Here is a 17752-nt window from a genome sequence, read left to right as displayed (position 1 = left end):
CGCGCCCACAGCATCTTACTCGTCCAGCAGCACCACTTTGCCGACGTACGGCAGATGGCGATAACGCTGAGCGTAGTCGATACCATAACCCACCACGAACTCGTCCGGAATGGGGAAGCCCACGTACTCAACCGGCACTTCGACCTCACGGCGTTCAGGCTTGTCCAGCAGGGTACAGATCGCCAGAGATTTCGGCCCGCGCAGCGCCAGAATTTCACGCACTTTGTTCAGCGTATTGCCGGAATCAATGATGTCTTCCACGATCAGCACGTCTTTACCGCGGATATCTTCATCCAAATCCTTAAGGATTTTCACATCGCGGGTGGTGGACATGCCGCTGCCGTAGCTGGAAGCGGTCATAAAGTCGACCTCATGCGGCACTTCAATCGTGCGACACAGATCGGCCATGAACATAAAGGAGCCGCGCAGCAGCCCGACCAGCACCATATCACTGCCGCTTTCGCGGTAATCTTCGGTGATCTGGCGGCCAAGTTCGGCGATACGGGTCTTAACTTCCTGCTCGGAAATCATTACTTCTACAGTGTGTTTCATAGTTTTCAGGTCAGTTGCCGGAAGAAGGGCGCAGAGTTTAGCATAGCCTGAAGCCGGTGGCGACGCGAGCGCGCCGCCCGTTGTTCCAGAGTGGTGGATCAGTCGGTTACGGTAAAGCCCAGCATCATGCCGGTATCTTCATGTTCCAACAGGTGGCAGTGGGCCATATAGGCATGATCGCTGTTGGCTGGGTGATCAAAACGCACCAGCACTTCGCTACGCCAACCTTCAACCAACACCGTGTCTTTCCAGCCGCTGCGGTGGGCCGCCGGGGGCTTGCCGTTTTCCGACAGAATACGGAACTGAGTGCCGTGAATATGGAACGGGTGCAGCATCATGTCGCCTTCACCGGAAATGGTCCATTTTTCGTATTTGCCGCGCTTGGCTTCAAACATCGGCTTGGTCATGTCGAAGGCTTTACCGTTGATCATATTGCCATGGCTGAAGTCGAACGGCTTGGCACCCTGATCCATCCCCTTCATATTACCGTGATCCATGCCTTTCATCGCGCCGTGATCCATGCCTTTCATGTCGGCCATCTCACCGCCGCCTTTAGCCATATTGCCGTGATCCATGCTCATGCCGGCCATGGCCTGATGACCGTAGCGATCCATCAAGGCCTGCATGCCCAGCTTATCCAACTGCGGGTTCATCATCAGTTGCAGCCAGCGCTCCTGGATCCCACTCACCGCCGGTAATACAGGCAGTTTCACCAGACTGTCCGGCATGGTCTTGATGCCCTGCGCCAGCGAAGGCTGAATATGCAATACCGGCAGCGGCTGGTCGAACGGTGCCAGCGTCATGCCCATCTGTTTAACCGGCAGCGTGACGATATCAAAGGGTTTGCCATCGGAGGCATCCACCAGCACTTCAAAGCGCTCGCCCATCAGCATCGACAGCTCGGTCAGCTTGACCGGCTCGGCCAGAAAACCGCCGTCGCTGGCGATTACGTAGAGTGGACGGTTATCACTGGTTGCCAGATTCAACGAACGCGCATTGCAACCGTTGAGAAAACGCAGACGCAGCCAACCGCGCGGTGCCACATGCCGTGGATACTGGGCGCCATTGGTAAACATGCGGTCACCGAACCAGCCTACCGCAGCGCTCATGACATCCAGTTGGTATTCAATCTGTGCGTCTTTGCCCAGCCGTTTGTCCTGCAGGATCACCGGAATATCATCCTGCCCCCAGGTTTTCGGCAATGGCAGCTTGCTGCTCTCTTCATCTTCCAGCAGCACCAGTCCTGCCAGGCCCATCATTACCTGCTGGCCGGTCTTGCCGTGGGTGTGCGGGTGGAACCAGCAGGTCGCTGCGGGCTGTTCGACTGTGAACTGCACCCTGCGCGTGGTACCTGGCTGAATCAACGCCTGCGGACCGCCATCGACGTCGCCGGGGATTTCCAGACCGTGCCAGTGGACGGTACTGGCCTCCGGTAAGCCATTGCGGATATCCACCGTGACCGGCTTGCCGCGCTGTAGCCGTACCGCCGGGCCCAGCAACGCGCCATTAACCCCCCAGGTTTGGGTTGCCTTGCCCGGCAGCCAGTTCATTTCACCGGTTTGCAGCGCCAGGGCAATGTTCCCCTGCGCGTCCGGCATCAGCAATGGCGGAATCGGCAACGCCGGCAGCTCTGCAGCCCACACGCCCCGGCTCCACAAGGGTAATGCACTTGCCGCGCCCAGCGCAGCGGTCAGTTTGATAAAATCACGGCGTAACATCGCTGACTCCCTTTTTCAGTGATCGGCACTTATTGCGGCGCAAGGTGCAGCCCTTTCAATTAGCCTGCACCTTGAAAGATTATGGGTATAGCTTTATCTGCGCACAGCCTAAACCCTCCCCTAAGCGGAAGGTCAAGCCTTTGCTGCCGGTTATGTTACCTGCGGGTAATAAAATTTGGTGCCTTTACAGGCAAGTGTGATAACGTCTGTGGACAATAAACAGGTCTATTTTCATGATGAAAAAAACAACGTTACTGGTGCTGTTGCTCACCATGCTGGGGTTCTCCAACGCCAGTTTGGCGCTGAATGAGTCCGAGGCAGAAGATCTGGCCGATCTGACGGCAGTCTTTATTTATTTGAAAAATGACTGCGGCTATAACGACTTGCCCAATGCCCAAATCAAACGCGCCATCGTTTATTTTGCCCAGCAAAACCGTTGGGATCTGAGCAACTATAATAGCTTTAATATGAAGGCGCTGGGTGAAGACAGCTATCGCGATCTCAGTGGTATCGCCATCCCCACCCCCAACAAGTGCAAATCCCTGGCACGCGACTCGCTTAGCCTGCTGGCTTACGCCAACTAATCCCCCGCCTTGCGCTACCTCTGTTTGAAATTCAGCCGTGCATCACCAGGCAGAGTTAGCTATGATGTTGCGCCAATTTTTCATGGCTGTTATTACGGAGTTCCCGCACATGACCCAGAAAGAAATTTGGTATGAAACGCTGCATGCCAACTTCGGCCAGTACTTCTCGGTAGAGAAGGTACTGTATCGTGAGAAGACCGAGCATCAGGATTTGGTGATTTTTGAAAACCCGGTTCTGGGGCGCGTTATGGCGCTCGACGGCGTGGTGCAAACCACCGAGCGTGATGAGTTCATTTATCACGAAATGATGACCCACGTACCGCTGCTGGCCCACGGTCAGGCGAAGAAGGTGCTGATTATCGGCGGCGGTGACGGCGCGATGCTGCGTGAAGTCAGCCGGCATCAGGGTGTAGAGCAGATCACCATGGTCGAGATCGACGCCGGTGTGGTCGAGTTCTGTCGCCAATACCTGCCAAACCACAATGCCGGAGCTTACGACGACCCACGCTTCAAGCTGGTGATCGACGACGGCGTCAACTTTGTTAATCAGACCGATGAAAAATTCGATGTGATTATCTCCGACTGTACCGACCCTATCGGCCCTGGCGAAAGCCTGTTCACTTCAGCGTTCTACGAAGGTTGCGCGCGCAGCCTCAACGAAGGCGGCATTTTTGTTGCGCAGAACGGCGTGTGCTTCCTGCAGCAAGACGAAGCGGTCAACAGCCACACCAAACTGAGCCAGTACTTCAACGACGTTAGCTTTTACCAGGCGGCGATCCCGACCTATTACGGCGGCATCATGACCTTCGCCTGGGCGAGCCAGGATCCGGCGCTGCGTCAGCTCGACCCGGCAACGCTGCAACATCGCTTTCATCAAAGCGGTTTAAGCTGTCGTTATTACAACCCGGCAATTCACGCGGGCAGCTTTGCTCTGCCGCAGTATTTGCTCGACGCACTGAACGTGACACGTTAAGCGAGAAGATAAAGGAGGTGAACCAAATTGCATAAGCTAAAACTGCACGGCTTCAACAACCTGACCAAGAGCCTGAGTTTTTGTATTTACGATATTTGTTACGCCAAAACCGCGGACGATCGCGCTGGCTATATCGCCTACATTGACGAGCAATACAACGCCAATCGGCTGACCGAGATCCTGAGCGAAACCTGCTCGATCATTGGCGCTAATATTCTGAATATCGCGCGCCAGGACTATGAGCCTCAGGGCGCCAGCGTCACCATTCTGGTCAGTGAAGAACCGGTTGATCCGAACGATGTCGATACCTCGGAGCACCCTGGTCCACTGTCAAAAACGGTGGTCGCGCACCTGGACAAGAGCCACATCTGCGTTCACACCTACCCGGAAAGCCATCCTGAAGGCGGCCTGTGCACCTTTCGCGCCGATATTGAAGTATCGACCTGCGGCGTGATTTCACCGCTTAAAGCGCTGAATTACCTGATCCACCAGCTGGAATCCGACATCGTTACCATGGATTACCGCGTACGCGGCTTTACCCGCGACATAAACGGCGTGAAACATTACATCGATCATGAGATCAACTCGATCCAGAACTTTATGTCTGATGATATGAAGGCGCTGTACCACATGATGGACGTGAATGTTTATCAGGAGAACATCTTCCACACCAAGATGTTGCTGAAGGATTTCGATCTGAAGCATTACCTGTTTAATGCCAAACCGGATACGCTGAGCGCCGCCGAACGTAAAGAGATTACCGATCTGCTGTGGAAAGAGATGCAGGAAATCTATTACGGCCGCAATATTCCGCATCTGTAATGTATAACGGGCGCGGCATACTGCCGCGCCCTACGCTTAGTATTTCAGCATAAAAGAACGATAGGCCTTCAGTACCTGCAGGAAATCCTCAACGCCGCAGAATGAGAGGCTTTCTTCGTCATAATAATTCATCCCCTCCTCCATTTCGTCGCCTTCAAACTCCAGCAGATTGGCGCGGATCATCACTTCTTCCCCGTCCATCAGCAGTGTGTATTCACGGCCTTCCAACTGCCATTGACGCTCACTGCCCTTGACCTCAGCCGCACCGGCTTCGATCCGATCCAGCAGGTTAAAATCACCTTTGAGTTCTTCGTTGATCCAGTGGCCAATCACCTCATGCCCCATCGAAAATCTGACGATCACCTGTCCGGTCACGTCACGCAGAAATTCGTAATCCATAGCACGCCCTCCTGAGCCCTTTCTCTTAGTGTAAACATTAATTCATGACTAACTCAGTGAGCGCTCGCAAAGTTGGCAACTGAGAAAAATAAAACGGGAGGCCAAGGCCTCCCGTTAAACAGTTGCGCAATATAGCGACTTAAACAGCGGTTTGGAAGATCACGCCGTCGGCTTTTTCAGTGTACTGGCCCAACTGGTCAAAGTTCAGATAGCGGTAGGTATCCGCCGCAGACTTATCAACCTGTGCCATGTACGTCTGGTACTCGTCCGGCGTTGGCAGACGGCCCAGCAATGAAGCCACCGCAGCCAGTTCTGCAGACGCCAGATAGACGTTAGCGCCAGTCCCCAAACGGTTCGGGAAGTTACGGGTAGAGGTGGAAACCACCGTCGCACCGTCGGCCACACGCGCCTGGTTCCCCATGCACAGTGAACAGCCCGGGATCTCGATGCGAGCCCCACTCTTGCCGAACACGCTGTAGTAGCCCTCTTCGGTCAACTGAGCCGCATCCATCTTGGTTGGCGGTGCCACCCACAGACGGGTCGGCAACTGCCCCTTGTGCTGATCCAACAGCTTGCCGGCGGCACGGAAGTGGCCGATGTTGGTCATGCAGGAGCCGATGAACACTTCATCGATCTTGCTGTTGGCCACATCAGACAGCAGACGCGCGTCGTCCGGATCGTTTGGTGCACACAGGATTGGCTGAGTGATCTCCGCCAAATCGATGTCGATCACCGCCGCGTATTCTGCATCCGCATCGCCTTCCAGCAATTGCGGATCCGCCAGCCATTTCTGCATGCCCTGGACACGACGTTCCAGCGTACGACGGTCGCCGTAGCCTTCGGAGATCATCCACTTCAGCAGCACGATGTTAGAGTTCAGATACTCTTCGATCGGCGCCTTATCCAGCTTGATGGTACAACCGGCAGCGGAACGTTCGGCAGAGGCGTCAGTCAGTTCGAACGCCTGCTCAACCTTCAGTTCCGGCAAACCTTCGATTTCCAGAATACGGCCGGAGAAGATGTTCTTCTTGCCCTTCTTCTCTACGGTCAGCAGACCCTGCTGGATAGCGTAGTAAGGGATGGCATGCACCAGGTCACGCAGGGTGATACCCGGCTGCATTTTGCCTTTGAAGCGCACCAGCACCGACTCAGGCATATCCAGCGGCATTACGCCGGTGGCGGCAGCAAAGGCGACCAGACCAGAACCCGCCGGGAAGGAAATACCAATCGGGAAACGGGTGTGGGAGTCACCACCGGTACCTACGGTATCCGGCAACAGCATGCGGTTCAGCCAGGAGTGGATCACGCCGTCGCCTGGACGCAGCGAGACACCACCACGGTTCATGATAAAGTCCGGCAGCGTATGGTGAGTGGTCACATCCACCGGTTTCGGGTACGCGGCGGTGTGACAGAACGACTGCATGACCAGATCGGCGGAGAAGCCCAGGCAAGCCAGGTCTTTCAGTTCGTCACGGGTCATCGGGCCGGTGGTGTCCTGAGAACCGACGGAAGTCATCTTCGGCTCGCAGTATTCCCCCGGACGCACGCCGGCAACGCCACAGGCGCGGCCAACCATTTTCTGCGCCAGTGAGAAGCCTTTGCTGCTGGCGGCCACTTCTTTGGCAATGCGGAACACGTCGCTATGCGGCAGGCCCAGCGCTTCACGCGCTTTGGTGGTGAGGCCACGGCCAATGATCAGCGGAATACGGCCACCGGCGCGCACTTCGTCGAGCAGCACGTCGGTTTTCAGTTCGAAGTTGGCAATCAGTTCACCGGTTTCATGGTTACGCACTTCACCCTTGTACGGGTAAATGTCGATTACGTCGCCCATGTTCAGGTCATTAACGTCCACTTCAATCGGCAGTGCACCGGCATCTTCCATAGTGTTGAAGAAGATTGGCGCAATTTTACCGCCCAGCACTACACCGCCGCCGCGCTTGTTAGGCACGTGCGGGATGTCGTCGCCCATAAACCACAGCACCGAGTTGGTGGCGGACTTACGGGAAGAACCGGTACCGACCACGTCACCGACGTAGGCCAGCGGGAAGCCTTTTTTGTTCAGCAGTTCGATTTGCTTGATCGGGCCCACGCTGCCCGGCTGATCCGGCACTATGCCTTCACGTTCGTTTTTCAGCATCGCCAGAGCGTGCAACGGGATATCCGGGCGCGACCAGGCATCCGGTGCCGGTGACAGATCATCGGTATTGGTTTCGCCGGTGACTTTGAACACGGTAACGGTGATTTTTTCCGCCAACTGCGGACGTGACAGATACCACTCGGCATCGGCCCAGGACTGCATGATTTTTTTGGCGTGTGGGTTACCCGCTTTGGCTTTCTCTTCCACGTCGTAGAAGTTATCAAACATCAGCAGCGTATGGGACAGCGCTTTAGCTGCAATCGCAGCCAATTTTTCGTTATCCAGCGCGTCAATCAGCGGATGAATGTTATAGCCGCCCTGCATGGTGCCCAACAGTTCTATGGCTTTTTCAGGGGTAATCAGAGGGGATGTTGCTTCGCCTTTGGCGATGGCCGCCAGGAAACCGGCTTTAACATAGGCGGCTTCATCGACGCCCGGGGGTACACGGTTAATCAGCAGGTCTAACAGGAATTCGTCTTCGCCTTTTGGCGGATTTTTTAATGATTCAACCAGCGCTGCCATTTGGGTGGCGTCTAACGGCTTAGGGACGATGCCCTCTGCAGCACGCTCGGCTACGTGCTTACGGTATTCTTCTAGCACGACATTCTCCTCGCTCTCATTGTCATTTATTGTGCCTGGCGTTTATACCCGTCGTCTTTAAAGCCGTAGGGTATATATTTTCAAACCGGGTTTAGCGCACGGTGTTGATGCCATTGATCCTGACGGGGCACTGCTGTCGATGTCCTGGACTGTAAGTTACAGTGCCCGGTTCCGCTCAGCCAGCATATCAGGATTTGAATTGGTTGTTAATTCGTTCACATAAAAGCAACATTAAATCTTTGCTGAATCGTTGAGTACAGTGTAATCGGCTGCGGCACAGGCTAGCCGGGCTGCAGGTTGGGTCCGTCTACAACAAGATTAAGCCTGACGAGCACAACATAATAGCCATGCATTTACAATGGCTATTGAGTGTGAAGATCAAAAGTTGGGAGCCGGAGACACAAAAAAACCGCCATAAAGGCGGTTCTTTTGTTCCGTTCGGTGTTAGCAGGCACCTCACGGGTTTCTTACATCGTTAAAGAACGATACAAGCGCCACAAAGCAGAAACATTGTGCGCAATGCTGATTAAAAAATCAACAAAAAGAATGCCCTAAAATCCATTTCAACGTACTCTCTCAGCGGGTCTGTTCTGCCGGTTTGAGCGCCCGGTCACCGGGCTTGAGAACAGCACTGCAACTACTGCGATACAGGCGTTGTTGAGCGGCCTTTTACTGAACGTCGCCCATAAAAAAACGGCCCCTTTTCAGGAGCCACTTATCAACCGTTCAAACCTGCAGAATTACTTCTTCTTGGCTTTCGGGTTAGGCAGGTCGGTGATGCTACCTTCGTAGATCTCAGCCGCCAAACCTACAGATTCGTGCAGGGTTGGGTGAGCATGGATAGTCAGCGCGATGTCTTCTGCGTCGCAACCCATCTCAATAGCCAGACCGATCTCACCCAGCAGCTCGCCGCCGTTGGTGCCGACAATCGCGCCACCGATGATACGGTGAGTTTCTTTGTCGAAGATCAGTTTGGTCATGCCGTCTGCACAATCGGAAGCGATAGCACGGCCAGAAGCTGCCCACGGGAAGGTGGAAGTTTCGTAGCTGATGCCTTTCTCTTTCGCTTCTTTCTCGGTCAGACCCACCCAGGCAACTTCCGGCTCGGTGTACGCGATCGATGGGATCACTTTCGGGTCGAAGTAGTGCTTCATGCCGGCGATAACTTCTGCGGCAACGTGGCCTTCATGCACGCCTTTGTGCGCCAGCATCGGTTGACCGACGATGTCGCCGATAGCGAAGATGTGCGGCACGTTGGTGCGCAGTTGTTTGTCGACGTTGATGAAGCCACGCTCGTCAACTTCCACACCGGCTTTACCCGCTTCCAGCAGTTTGCCATTCGGCACACGACCGATAGCCACCAGCACTGCGTCGTAACGCTGTGGTTCTGCAGGCGCTTTCTTGCCTTCCATAGTGACGTAGATGCCGTCTTCTTTGGCTTCTACCGCGGTCACTTTGGTTTCCAGCATCAGGTTGAACTGCTTGCTGATGCGTTTGGTGAAGACTTTCACCACGTCTTTGTCAGCGGCCGGGATCACCTGGTCAAACATTTCGACCACGTCGATCTGTGAACCCAACGCATGGTATACGGTGCCCATTTCCAGGCCGATGATACCGCCGCCCATGACCAGCAGACGCTCTGGGACAGTTTTCAGTTCCAGTGCATCAGTTGAGTCCCACACGCGTGGGTCTTCATGAGGAATGAATGGCAGTTGGATCGGACGGGAACCTGCGGCAATGATGGCATTGTCGAAGTTGATGGTCGTTGGGCCATTTTCGCCTTCAACAACCAGGGTGTTAGCGCCAGTGAACTTGCCCAGACCGTTAACCACTTTCACTTTGCGGCCTTTAGCCATACCAGCCAGACCGCCGGTCAGCTGATTGATGACTTTTTCTTTCCAGACGCGCACTTTGTCGATGTCAGTTTTCGGCTCGCCGAAAACGATGCCGTGTTCGGCCAGGGCTTTGGCTTCTTCGATGACTTTGGCAACGTGCAACAGGGCTTTGGAAGGGATACATCCCACGTTCAGGCAAACACCGCCCAGAGTGGAATAACGTTCAACCAGAACGGTTTCAAGACCTAAGTCAGCGCAACGAAAGGCAGCAGAATAACCTGCCGGGCCCGCCCCAAGTACCACGACCTGAGTTTTAATTTCAGTACTCATCATGACCTCTTAATTGATTGTCCGGCGGGTCTGACGTCATTTTTATTACTAATCGATCTCATAACGCCCTTCATCCACCGGGACGCTTACACCGCCAGCAGTTTACAGAATTGTTAATAATCTGCAAAGCGTGTTCGAGTGACCCGTGTCTCAACAATTTTGTCGAGTCATGCAAAAACCGACAAAACTGCTAATGAAGTGATAAGGGCGCAGCATAACTGCGCCCCTTTTTCATTACATCACCATACGGCGGATGTCAGCCAGCATGTTGTTGATGATGGTAATAAAGCGCGCACCATCCGCACCGTCAATTACACGGTGGTCGAAGGAGAGCGACATTGGCATCATCAGACGCGGCACGAACTCTTTACCGTTCCAGACCGGCTCCATAGCAGACTTGGAGACGCCCAGAATGGCCACTTCCGGTGCATTCACAATCGGTGCGAAGTGAGTCGTCCCGATACCGCCCAGGCTAGAGATGGTGAAACACCCGCCCTGCATTTCGCCTGCGGTCAGCTTGCCGTCACGCGCTTTTTTGGAGATAGCCATCAGTTCACGGGACAGTTCAGTGATGCTCTTCTTGTTCACATCCTTGAACACCGGAACCACCAGACCGTTTGGCGTATCAACCGCAACACCCACGTTGATGTATTTCTTCAGCGTCAGTTTCTGGCCATCTTCGGACAGAGAGCTGTTGAAGCGCGGCATCTGCTCCAGTGCGGCGGCGACAGCTTTCATGATGAACACCACCGGGGTGAACTTCACATCCAGCTTACGCTTGGCAGCTTCTTCGTTCTGTTGCTTGCGGAAAGCTTCCAGATCGGTGATATCGGTTTTGTCGAAGTGAGTGACGTGCGGGATCATCACCCAGTTACGGCTCAGGTTGGCACCCGAGATTTTCTGGATGCGGCCCAGTTCAACTTCTTCGATCTCACCGAACTTGCTGAAGTCCACTTTCGGCCATGGCAGCATGCCTGGCAGACCACCACCGGCAGCAGCAGCCGGAGCCGCTTCTGCACGTTTGACCGCGTCTTTCACGTAAGTCTGAACGTCTTCGCGCAGGATGCGGCCTTTACGACCGGTGCCTTTCACTTTCGCCAGGTTTACGCCGAATTCACGCGCCAGACGGCGGATGACCGGGGTAGCGTGCACATAAGCGTCGTTCTCAGCGAACTCGCCTTTGGCAGCAGGTGCAGCCTGTTGGGCCGGTGCAGAACTTGCAGCCGGAGCCGCCGGTGCAGCTTCTGCTTTTTGGGCAGGAGCGGCAGCAGGCGCAGCACCTTCTACTTCGAACACCATGATCAGGGAACCGGTTTTTACTTTGTCGCCGGCGCTGATTTTGATTTCTTTCACGGTACCTGCGAACGGTGCCGGCACTTCCATAGAAGCCTTGTCACCTTCAACGGTGATCAGTGACTGCTCAGCGGCAACTTTGTCGCCCACTTTCACCATCACTTCGGTCACTTCTACTTCGTCGCCGCCGATGTCCGGTACTGCAACGTCTTTGGCCGCAGAAGCCGCCGGTGCCGCTGGGGCAGCCGGAGCTTGTGCCGCAGCCGGAGCAGCAGCAGAAGCGGCGCCAGCCACTTCGAACACCATGATCATAGAGCCGGTGGTGACTTTGTCGCCGGTGGCGATTTTGATCTCTTTCACGGTGCCCGCGAACGGTGCCGGGACTTCCATTGAAGCTTTGTCGCCTTCAACGGTGATCAGGGACTGCTCGGCTTCCACCTTGTCGCCCACTTTCACCAGGATCTCGGTCACTTCAACTTCGTCAGCACCGATGTCCGGTACCGCAACGTCTTTGGCCGCAGCGGCAGCCGGTGCAGCAGCAGATGCTGCGGCCGGTTTTTCTTCAGCCTTGGCAGCTGGTGCGGCTTGCGCCGCCCCTTCTGCTTCAAAGATCATCAGCAGTTTGCCGGTCTCGGTTTTGTCACCGACGGAAACCTTGATTTCTTTAACCACACCCGCCTGCGGAGATGGGACTTCCATGGAAGCTTTATCACCTTCAACGGTGATCAGCGATTGTTCAGCTTCAACTTTATCGCCCACTTTCACCAGAATTTCAGTGATTTCCACTTCGTCTGCACCGATGTCCGGTACTTTAATTTCGATAGACATTCTTCTGTACCTCTTATGCCAGACGCGGGTTAACTTTTTCTGGGTTGATGTCGAATTTCTTAATCGCATCAGCTACCACAGAAGCTTCGATTTCACCGCGTTTAGCCAGTTCACCCAGTGCAGCAACCACAACGTAAGAAGCATCAACTTCAAAGTGGTGGCGCAGGTTTTCGCGGCTGTCTGAACGACCGAAGCCGTCAGTACCCAGAACGCGATAGTCGCTGGCTGGAACGTAAGTACGAACCTGTTCGGCGAACAGCTTCATGTAGTCGGTAGACGCAACCGCCGGCGCTTCGTTCATCACCTGAGCGATGTAAGGTACGCGCGGAGTTTCAGTTGGGTGCAGCATGTTCCAACGCTCACAATCCTGGCCATCACGCGCCAGTTCAGTGAAGGAAGTCACGCTGTAGATGTCAGAACCCACGCCGTAATCGTCTGCCAGGATCTTCGCCGCTTCACGAACGTGACGCAGGATAGAACCTGAACCCAGCAACTGAACCTTGCCTTTGCTGCCTGCCAGAGTGTCCAGCTTGTAGATACCTTTACGGATACCTTCTTCTGCACCCTGCGGCATAGCCGGCATGTGGTAGTTTTCGTTCAGCGTGGTGATGTAGTAGTAGACGTTTTCTTGCGCGTCACCGTACATGCGCACCAGACCGTCGTGCATGATCACTGCCACTTCGTACGCGTAAGCTGGATCGTAAGAGATACAGTTAGGAATAGTCAGGGACTGGATGTGGCTGTGGCCGTCTTCGTGCTGCAGACCTTCACCGTTCAGGGTGGTACGGCCTGAAGTGCCGCCTACCAGGAAGCCGCGTGCCTGTTGGTCGCCTGCTGCCCAGCACAGGTCACCGATACGCTGGAAACCGAACATCGAATAGTAGATGTAGAACGGGATCATTGGCAGATCGTTGGTGCTGTAGGAAGTCGCTGCGGCCAACCATGAAGAGGCTGCGCCCAGTTCGTTGATGCCTTCCTGCAGGATCTGGCCTTTCTCGTCTTCTTTGTAGTAAGCAACCTGCTCACGGTCCTGCGGAGTGTATTGCTGGCCGTTCGGGCTGTAGATACCGATCTGACGGAACAGACCTTCCATACCGAAGGTACGCGCTTCGTCGGCGATGATTGGCACCAGGCGATCTTTGATCGACTTGTTCTTCAGCATCACGTTCAGGGCACGCACAAAGGCGATGGTGGTAGAGATCTCTTTGTTCTGCTCTTCCAGCAAGGAGCTGAAGTCTGCCAGAGCCGGCATTTCCAGCTTCTCGGTGAACTTCGGCATACGGGTAGGCACATAGCCTTTCAGCGCCTGACGACGTTCGTGCAGATATTTGTACTCTTCGGACTCTTTCTCGAAGGTGATGTACGGCAGTTTTTCGATGTCAGCATCGGCAACTGGCACATTGAAACGATCGCGGAAGTGGTGAACCCCTTCCATGTTCATTTTTTTCACCTGGTGAGCAATGTTTTTACCTTCCGCGGTCTCACCCATGCCGTAACCTTTGATGGTATGGGCCAGGATAACGGTTGGTTTGCCTTGGGTGTCCTGCGCTTTTTTCAGTGCAGCAAAGACTTTCTTCGGATCGTGACCACCACGGTTCAGTGCCCAGATCTCTTCGTCGGTCATATCTTTGACCAGCGCAGCGGTTTCCGGGAAGCGGCCGAAGAAGTGCTCACGGACGTAAGCGCCGTCTTTGGACTTGAAGGTCTGGTAGTCGCCGTCCAGGGTTTCGTTCATCAGTTGGATCAGCTTGCCGCTGGTATCTTTACGCAGCAGTTCATCCCAACGACCACCCCAGATCACTTTCAGTACCTGCCAGCCAGCGCCCGCGAAGATGCCTTCCAGCTCATTGATGATCTTGCCGTTACCGGTGACCGGGCCGTCCAGACGCTGCAGGTTACAGTTGATGACGAACACCAGGTTGTCCAGCTTCTCACGGGTAGCGATGGTGATCGCGCCCTTGGATTCCGGCTCATCCATCTCGCCATCGCCCAGGAAGGCGTAAACGGTTTGGGCAGAGGTGTTCTTCAGGCCACGGTGTTCCAGATATTTCAGGAACTTCGCTTGATAGATGGCGCTGATTGGGCCCAGGCCCATAGAAACGGTAGGGAACTGCCAGAATTCCGGCATCAACTTAGGATGCGGGTAAGAGGACAGGCCTTTGCCGTGAACTTCCTGACGGAAGTTATTCATTTGGTCTTCGGTCAAGCGGCCTTCAAGGAAGGCACGTGCGTAAACGCCTGGAGAGATGTGGCCCTGGAAGTAAACCAGATCGCCGCCGTCTTGCTCGGTGCGTGCACGGAAGAAGTGGTTGAAGCAGACTTCATAGAAGGTCGCAGAAGACTGGAAGGAAGCCATGTGGCCGCCCAGATCCAGATCTTTTTTGGAAGCACGAAGAACGGTCATCACCGCATTCCAGCGAATAGCTGAACGGATACGACGCTCAAGATCCAGGTTACCAGGGTAAGCAGGTTCGTCTTCCACCGCGATGGTGTTGACGTAGTTGTGAGCCGCAGCACCGGCTGCAACGCTAACACCGCCTTTACGGGCTTCACCCAGAACCTGATCAATCAGAAACTGAGCTCGCTCAACACCCTCTTCACGGATGACCGATTCGATCGCCTGCAGCCAGTCGCGGGTTTCGATCGGATCCACGTCATTGTTTAAACGTTCTGACATGGTGGTATTCCTTATCTGTCTAATGGTTTGTTTTGGAGCCTGTCTTCCTGTGTTCTGAAACAAAACACACGAAGACAGGCCCATCAGTTTAGTTGCCGCTTACTTAAATGCTTAATTAAGCACTTCGAACGCAAACCCCGCAGGCTGGTGTGCCCTGAAGAGAACCGTTCTTAATCCTTGCGTTGCTGGAGACGCCGCAGCGATCTCTCGCGTCGGGTATGCTCCCGACTGAGATCCAGCAAGATTTCCTCGATAAACGCCAAATGGCGGTGCGAGGCTTCGCGGGCCTTTTCAGGCTCACGTGCCACAATCGCCTCAAAAATTCCGGCGCGGTGGCTGCTCACTTTTGCCAACATCTCACGGCGCGAGTAGAGCAATTCAAAGTTCTGACGTACGTTCTGTTCCAGCATCGGCCCCATACAGCGCAGCAGGTGCAGTAACACAACGTTGTGGGCAGCTTCGGTCACGGCGATTTGATATTGCATGACCGCGTCGGCTTCGGCGTCGAGATCGCCGCTGTCCTGGGCCTGCTGAATCAACATGTGGCAATCGCGGATGCGCGCCAGATCTTCGTCGGTACCACGCAATGCCGCATAATAGGCAGCAATGCCTTCGAGGGCATGACGGGTTTCCAACAGATCGAATTGTGATTCAGGATGGTCGGCCAGCAGTTCAGCCAGCGGATCGCTAAAGCTCTGCCACAGATTAGTTTGTACAAAGGTGCCACCGCCCTGACGGCGCAGGAGCAGCCCTTTGGCTTCCAGGCGCTGGATGGCCTCTCTCAGAGAAGGACGGGAAACATCAAATTGTTTCGCCAGTTCACGCTCCGGTGGCAGTTTCTCGCCTGGGCGCAGTGTTCCCTCGAGGATCAGGTGTTCGAGCTGCTGCTCAATAACGTCTGACAACTTGGGTTGGCGGATTTTGCTGTAGGCCATGGGTGATTTCTTCTCTGCGAATGGCGCGGAGTCAATTGGTAATACCAATTTCAAAAACGTGACGGTAAAGTAACAAAGTATTCACCTCCTGTCCATATGGGCCTTGATCGAAATCAGGTTACCCGCACATTTTAACACCTCAATACCAGAGCTGCTGCAAACCGCTAACGCACGCTTGGTAATACCATTTACGAGGTAGGTTTTTGATTTAACTTTTGCGAAACCTACCGTCAGGCAGACTGAAGTCTCTAAAGTAGAATTCTATTGCATGTTTATTAAGCTTTAACGAATACCTATTTGCATCGCAAAAGGTGCGCTCATCCGGTCAATATTTCGCCACCGACCAATCGCCAGAGCTAAATTATTTTTGCGCATTATGTGAGTTAATGCTTATTTCATGCATTGAATCCCCCCTGTCGTCACACAACCCGCATTTTGTTTCCTAAACTGCTGAAATCTTAATCACTCACCACATAAAGCAGGTGCAAACTGGCGCACATAACATTATTCTTTGCCAAACGGTAGCGGCTCCGTGGAATTAATAGATATAACGCCGTAAATAAAACAAAACACACATCGTAACCACTGCTTTACAGCATGTGAGTAATTCTGCAACGACAGAGGGTTTCATTGATGGATGGTCAACAGCATGATGGCGACCAGCTGAAACGCGGCCTTAAAAACCGCCATATTCAGCTTATTGCACTAGGGGGCGCTATTGGTACCGGGCTATTCCTCGGGATCGCGCAAACAATAAAGATGGCCGGCCCTTCGGTCATTCTCGGTTATGCCATTGGCGGCTTTATCGCATTTCTGATCATGCGCCAACTGGGTGAAATGGTGGTCGAAGAGCCGGTGGCCGGTTCCTTTAGCCACTTCGCCTATAAATACTGGGGCAACTTCGCTGGCTTCGCTTCCGGCTGGAACTACTGGGTGCTGTACGTGCTGGTTGCCATGGCGGAACTGACCGCGGTGGGCATCTATGTGCAGTACTGGTGGCCGGAGATCCCGACCTGGGTGTCTGCGGCGGTGTTCTTCCTGGCGATTAACGCCATCAACCTGGCGAACGTGAAGGTGTATGGCGAGATGGAATTCTGGTTCGCCATCATCAAAGTGGTGGCGATTATCGGCATGATCGTGTTCGGCGCCTACCTGCTGTTCAGCGGCATGGGCGGCCCGGAAGCTACCGTGACCAATCTGTGGGCGCAGGGCGGGTTCTTCCCGAACGGCATCATGGGGCTGGTGATGGCGATGGCGGTGATCATGTTCTCGTTCGGTGGGCTGGAATTGGTGGGCATTACCGCTGCCGAAGCCGACAACCCGCAGAAAAGCATTCCTAAAGCCACCAATCAGGTGATCTACCGTATCCTGCTGTTCTATATCGGCTCGCTGACCATTCTGCTGTCGCTGTACCCGTGGGGCAAAGTGGTTGAAGGCGGCAGCCCATTCGTGCTGATCTTCCACGCTCTGAACAGCAACCTGGTCGCAACGGTACTGAACGTGGTGGTATTGACCGCCGCGCTGTCGGTCTACAACAGCTGCGTCTACTGCAACAGCCGCATGCTGTACGGCCTGGCAAAACAGGGCAACGGGCCGAAAAGCCTGCTGAAGGTCGACGGGCGCGGCGTACCGGTGATTGCTATCGCCGTCTCCGCCACGGCTACGGCGTTCTGCGTACTGATTAACTACCTGATCCCCGGTCGGGCCTTCGAACTACTGATGGCATTGGTGGTATCGGCACTGGTGATCAACTGGGCGATGATCAGTCTGGCGCACCTGAAATTCCGCGCAGCCAAGAACCGCGAGGGCGTTGCGCCGAAGTTCAAAGCCTTCTGGTATCCGTTCAGCAACTACCTGTGCCTGGTGTTTATGGCCGCGATTCTGGTGATCATGTACCTGACGCCGGGGATTCAAATCTCGGTGCTGCTGATCCCGGTGTGGGTAGCCATTTTAGGTATCGGCTATGCCGTTAAACAACGTAGCCAGCGCGCAGTAAGCGCATCTGGTCGCGGGTAAGCTTTCCCAAAACAAAATGGCCCGCAGAGTGATCCTCTGCGGGCCATTTTTTT

12 protein-coding genes are annotated in these 17752 nt (G+C 54.4%); 4 read left to right on the top strand and 8 right to left on the bottom strand.

What is annotated here, in order from left to right; translation table 11 throughout:
- Nucleotides 1-15 precede the first annotated feature (15 nt).
- Together hpt and cueO are read right to left on the bottom strand one after the other, a co-directional pair.
- Complete coding sequence (gene hpt, locus OC597_RS11105; RefSeq protein ID WP_085118883.1) at nucleotides 16-552, bottom strand: hypoxanthine phosphoribosyltransferase; 537 nt, start codon at nucleotides 550-552, stop codon at nucleotides 16-18.
- Between the two features lie 98 nt (nucleotides 553-650).
- Nucleotides 651-2270 (bottom strand): multicopper oxidase CueO, encoded by a 1620-nt coding sequence (cueO, locus tag OC597_RS11100; protein ID WP_261285260.1) that lies wholly within the window; start codon nucleotides 2268-2270, stop codon nucleotides 651-653.
- A 236-nt stretch (nucleotides 2271-2506) separates the two neighbouring features.
- Here cueO and OC597_RS11095 point away from each other — a divergent pair, with 236 nt between their 5' ends.
- The 3 genes from OC597_RS11095 to speD all read left to right on the top strand — a co-directional run bounded on the left by OC597_RS11095 (nucleotide 2507) and on the right by speD (nucleotide 4649).
- Entirely contained in the window at nucleotides 2507-2854 is a 348-nt protein-coding gene (locus OC597_RS11095) for a YacC family pilotin-like protein (protein ID WP_099065294.1), read from the top strand.
- Nucleotides 2855-2963: 109 nt separating this feature from the next.
- Nucleotides 2964-3827, top strand: coding sequence for a polyamine aminopropyltransferase (gene speE, locus OC597_RS11090; protein ID WP_261463378.1), 864 nt, complete (start codon nucleotides 2964-2966; stop codon nucleotides 3825-3827).
- Between the two features lie 27 nt (nucleotides 3828-3854).
- On the top strand, nucleotides 3855-4649 hold the full coding sequence (gene speD, locus OC597_RS11085; RefSeq protein ID WP_262208709.1) for an adenosylmethionine decarboxylase: 795 nt from the start codon (nucleotides 3855-3857) through the stop codon (nucleotides 4647-4649).
- 36 nt (nucleotides 4650-4685) lie between these two features.
- On the opposite strand, the gene yacL is transcribed toward speD, so the two are convergent.
- The 6 genes from yacL to pdhR form a co-directional block, all read right to left on the bottom strand.
- Entirely contained in the window at nucleotides 4686-5048 is a 363-nt protein-coding gene (gene yacL, locus OC597_RS11080) for a protein YacL (protein ID WP_099063392.1), read from the bottom strand.
- 139 nt (nucleotides 5049-5187) lie between these two features.
- Nucleotides 5188-7785 (bottom strand): bifunctional aconitate hydratase 2/2-methylisocitrate dehydratase, encoded by a 2598-nt coding sequence (acnB, locus tag OC597_RS11075; protein WP_261258779.1) that lies wholly within the window; start codon nucleotides 7783-7785, stop codon nucleotides 5188-5190.
- Nucleotides 7786-8525: 740 nt separating this feature from the next.
- Complete coding sequence (gene lpdA, locus OC597_RS11070) at nucleotides 8526-9950, bottom strand: dihydrolipoyl dehydrogenase (protein ID WP_012146711.1); 1425 nt, start codon at nucleotides 9948-9950, stop codon at nucleotides 8526-8528.
- Nucleotides 9951-10184: 234 nt separating this feature from the next.
- Nucleotides 10185-12071 (bottom strand): pyruvate dehydrogenase complex dihydrolipoyllysine-residue acetyltransferase, encoded by a 1887-nt coding sequence (aceF, locus tag OC597_RS11065; protein ID WP_262208707.1) that lies wholly within the window; start codon nucleotides 12069-12071, stop codon nucleotides 10185-10187.
- A 13-nt stretch (nucleotides 12072-12084) separates the two neighbouring features.
- Nucleotides 12085-14748 carry a pyruvate dehydrogenase (acetyl-transferring), homodimeric type gene (gene aceE, locus OC597_RS11060; RefSeq protein WP_099063388.1) on the bottom strand — a complete coding sequence of 888 codons (2664 nt, stop codon included), beginning with the start codon at nucleotides 14746-14748 and terminating at the stop codon, nucleotides 12085-12087.
- A 170-nt stretch (nucleotides 14749-14918) separates the two neighbouring features.
- The gene (gene pdhR, locus OC597_RS11055; protein ID WP_012146714.1) at nucleotides 14919-15683 is read right to left on the bottom strand and encodes a pyruvate dehydrogenase complex transcriptional repressor PdhR; all 765 of its coding nucleotides are present in this window, start codon (nucleotides 15681-15683) and stop codon (nucleotides 14919-14921) included.
- 633 nt (nucleotides 15684-16316) lie between these two features.
- On the opposite strand from pdhR, the gene OC597_RS11050 reads away from it, so the two are divergent.
- A complete protein-coding gene (locus OC597_RS11050) occupies nucleotides 16317-17699 on the top strand; it encodes an amino acid permease (RefSeq protein WP_262208705.1) in 1383 nt (460 codons plus the stop codon).
- The last annotated feature ends 53 nt before the right edge of the window (nucleotides 17700-17752 follow it).

Source organism: Serratia proteamaculans (assembly GCF_946227095.1).
GTDB classification, from domain to species: domain Bacteria; phylum Pseudomonadota; class Gammaproteobacteria; order Enterobacterales; family Enterobacteriaceae; genus Serratia; species Serratia proteamaculans_E.
The sequence above is the reverse complement of the archived record's forward strand: the minus strand, read 5'-3'. Positions and strand labels throughout refer to the sequence as shown.

What these genes read in the sequence shown, in the direction of transcription:
- hpt (WP_085118883.1), bottom strand. Translation starts at nt 552, where the DNA reads ATGAAACACACTGTAGAAGTAATGATTTCCGAGCAGGAAGTTAAGACC.
- cueO (WP_261285260.1), bottom strand. Translation starts at nt 2,270, where the DNA reads ATGTTACGCCGTGATTTTATCAAACTGACCGCTGCGCTGGGCGCGGCA.
- OC597_RS11095 (WP_099065294.1), top strand. Translation starts at nt 2,507, where the DNA reads ATGAAAAAAACAACGTTACTGGTGCTGTTGCTCACCATGCTGGGGTTC.
- speE (WP_261463378.1), top strand. Translation starts at nt 2,964, where the DNA reads ATGACCCAGAAAGAAATTTGGTATGAAACGCTGCATGCCAACTTCGGC.
- yacL (WP_099063392.1), bottom strand. Translation starts at nt 5,048, where the DNA reads ATGGATTACGAATTTCTGCGTGACGTGACCGGACAGGTGATCGTCAGA.
- lpdA (WP_012146711.1), bottom strand. Translation starts at nt 9,950, where the DNA reads ATGAGTACTGAAATTAAAACTCAGGTCGTGGTACTTGGGGCGGGCCCG.
- aceF (WP_262208707.1), bottom strand. Translation starts at nt 12,071, where the DNA reads ATGTCTATCGAAATTAAAGTACCGGACATCGGTGCAGACGAAGTGGAA.
- aceE (WP_099063388.1), bottom strand. Translation starts at nt 14,748, where the DNA reads ATGTCAGAACGTTTAAACAATGACGTGGATCCGATCGAAACCCGCGAC.
- pdhR (WP_012146714.1), bottom strand. Translation starts at nt 15,683, where the DNA reads ATGGCCTACAGCAAAATCCGCCAACCCAAGTTGTCAGACGTTATTGAG.
- OC597_RS11050 (WP_262208705.1), top strand. Translation starts at nt 16,317, where the DNA reads ATGGATGGTCAACAGCATGATGGCGACCAGCTGAAACGCGGCCTTAAA.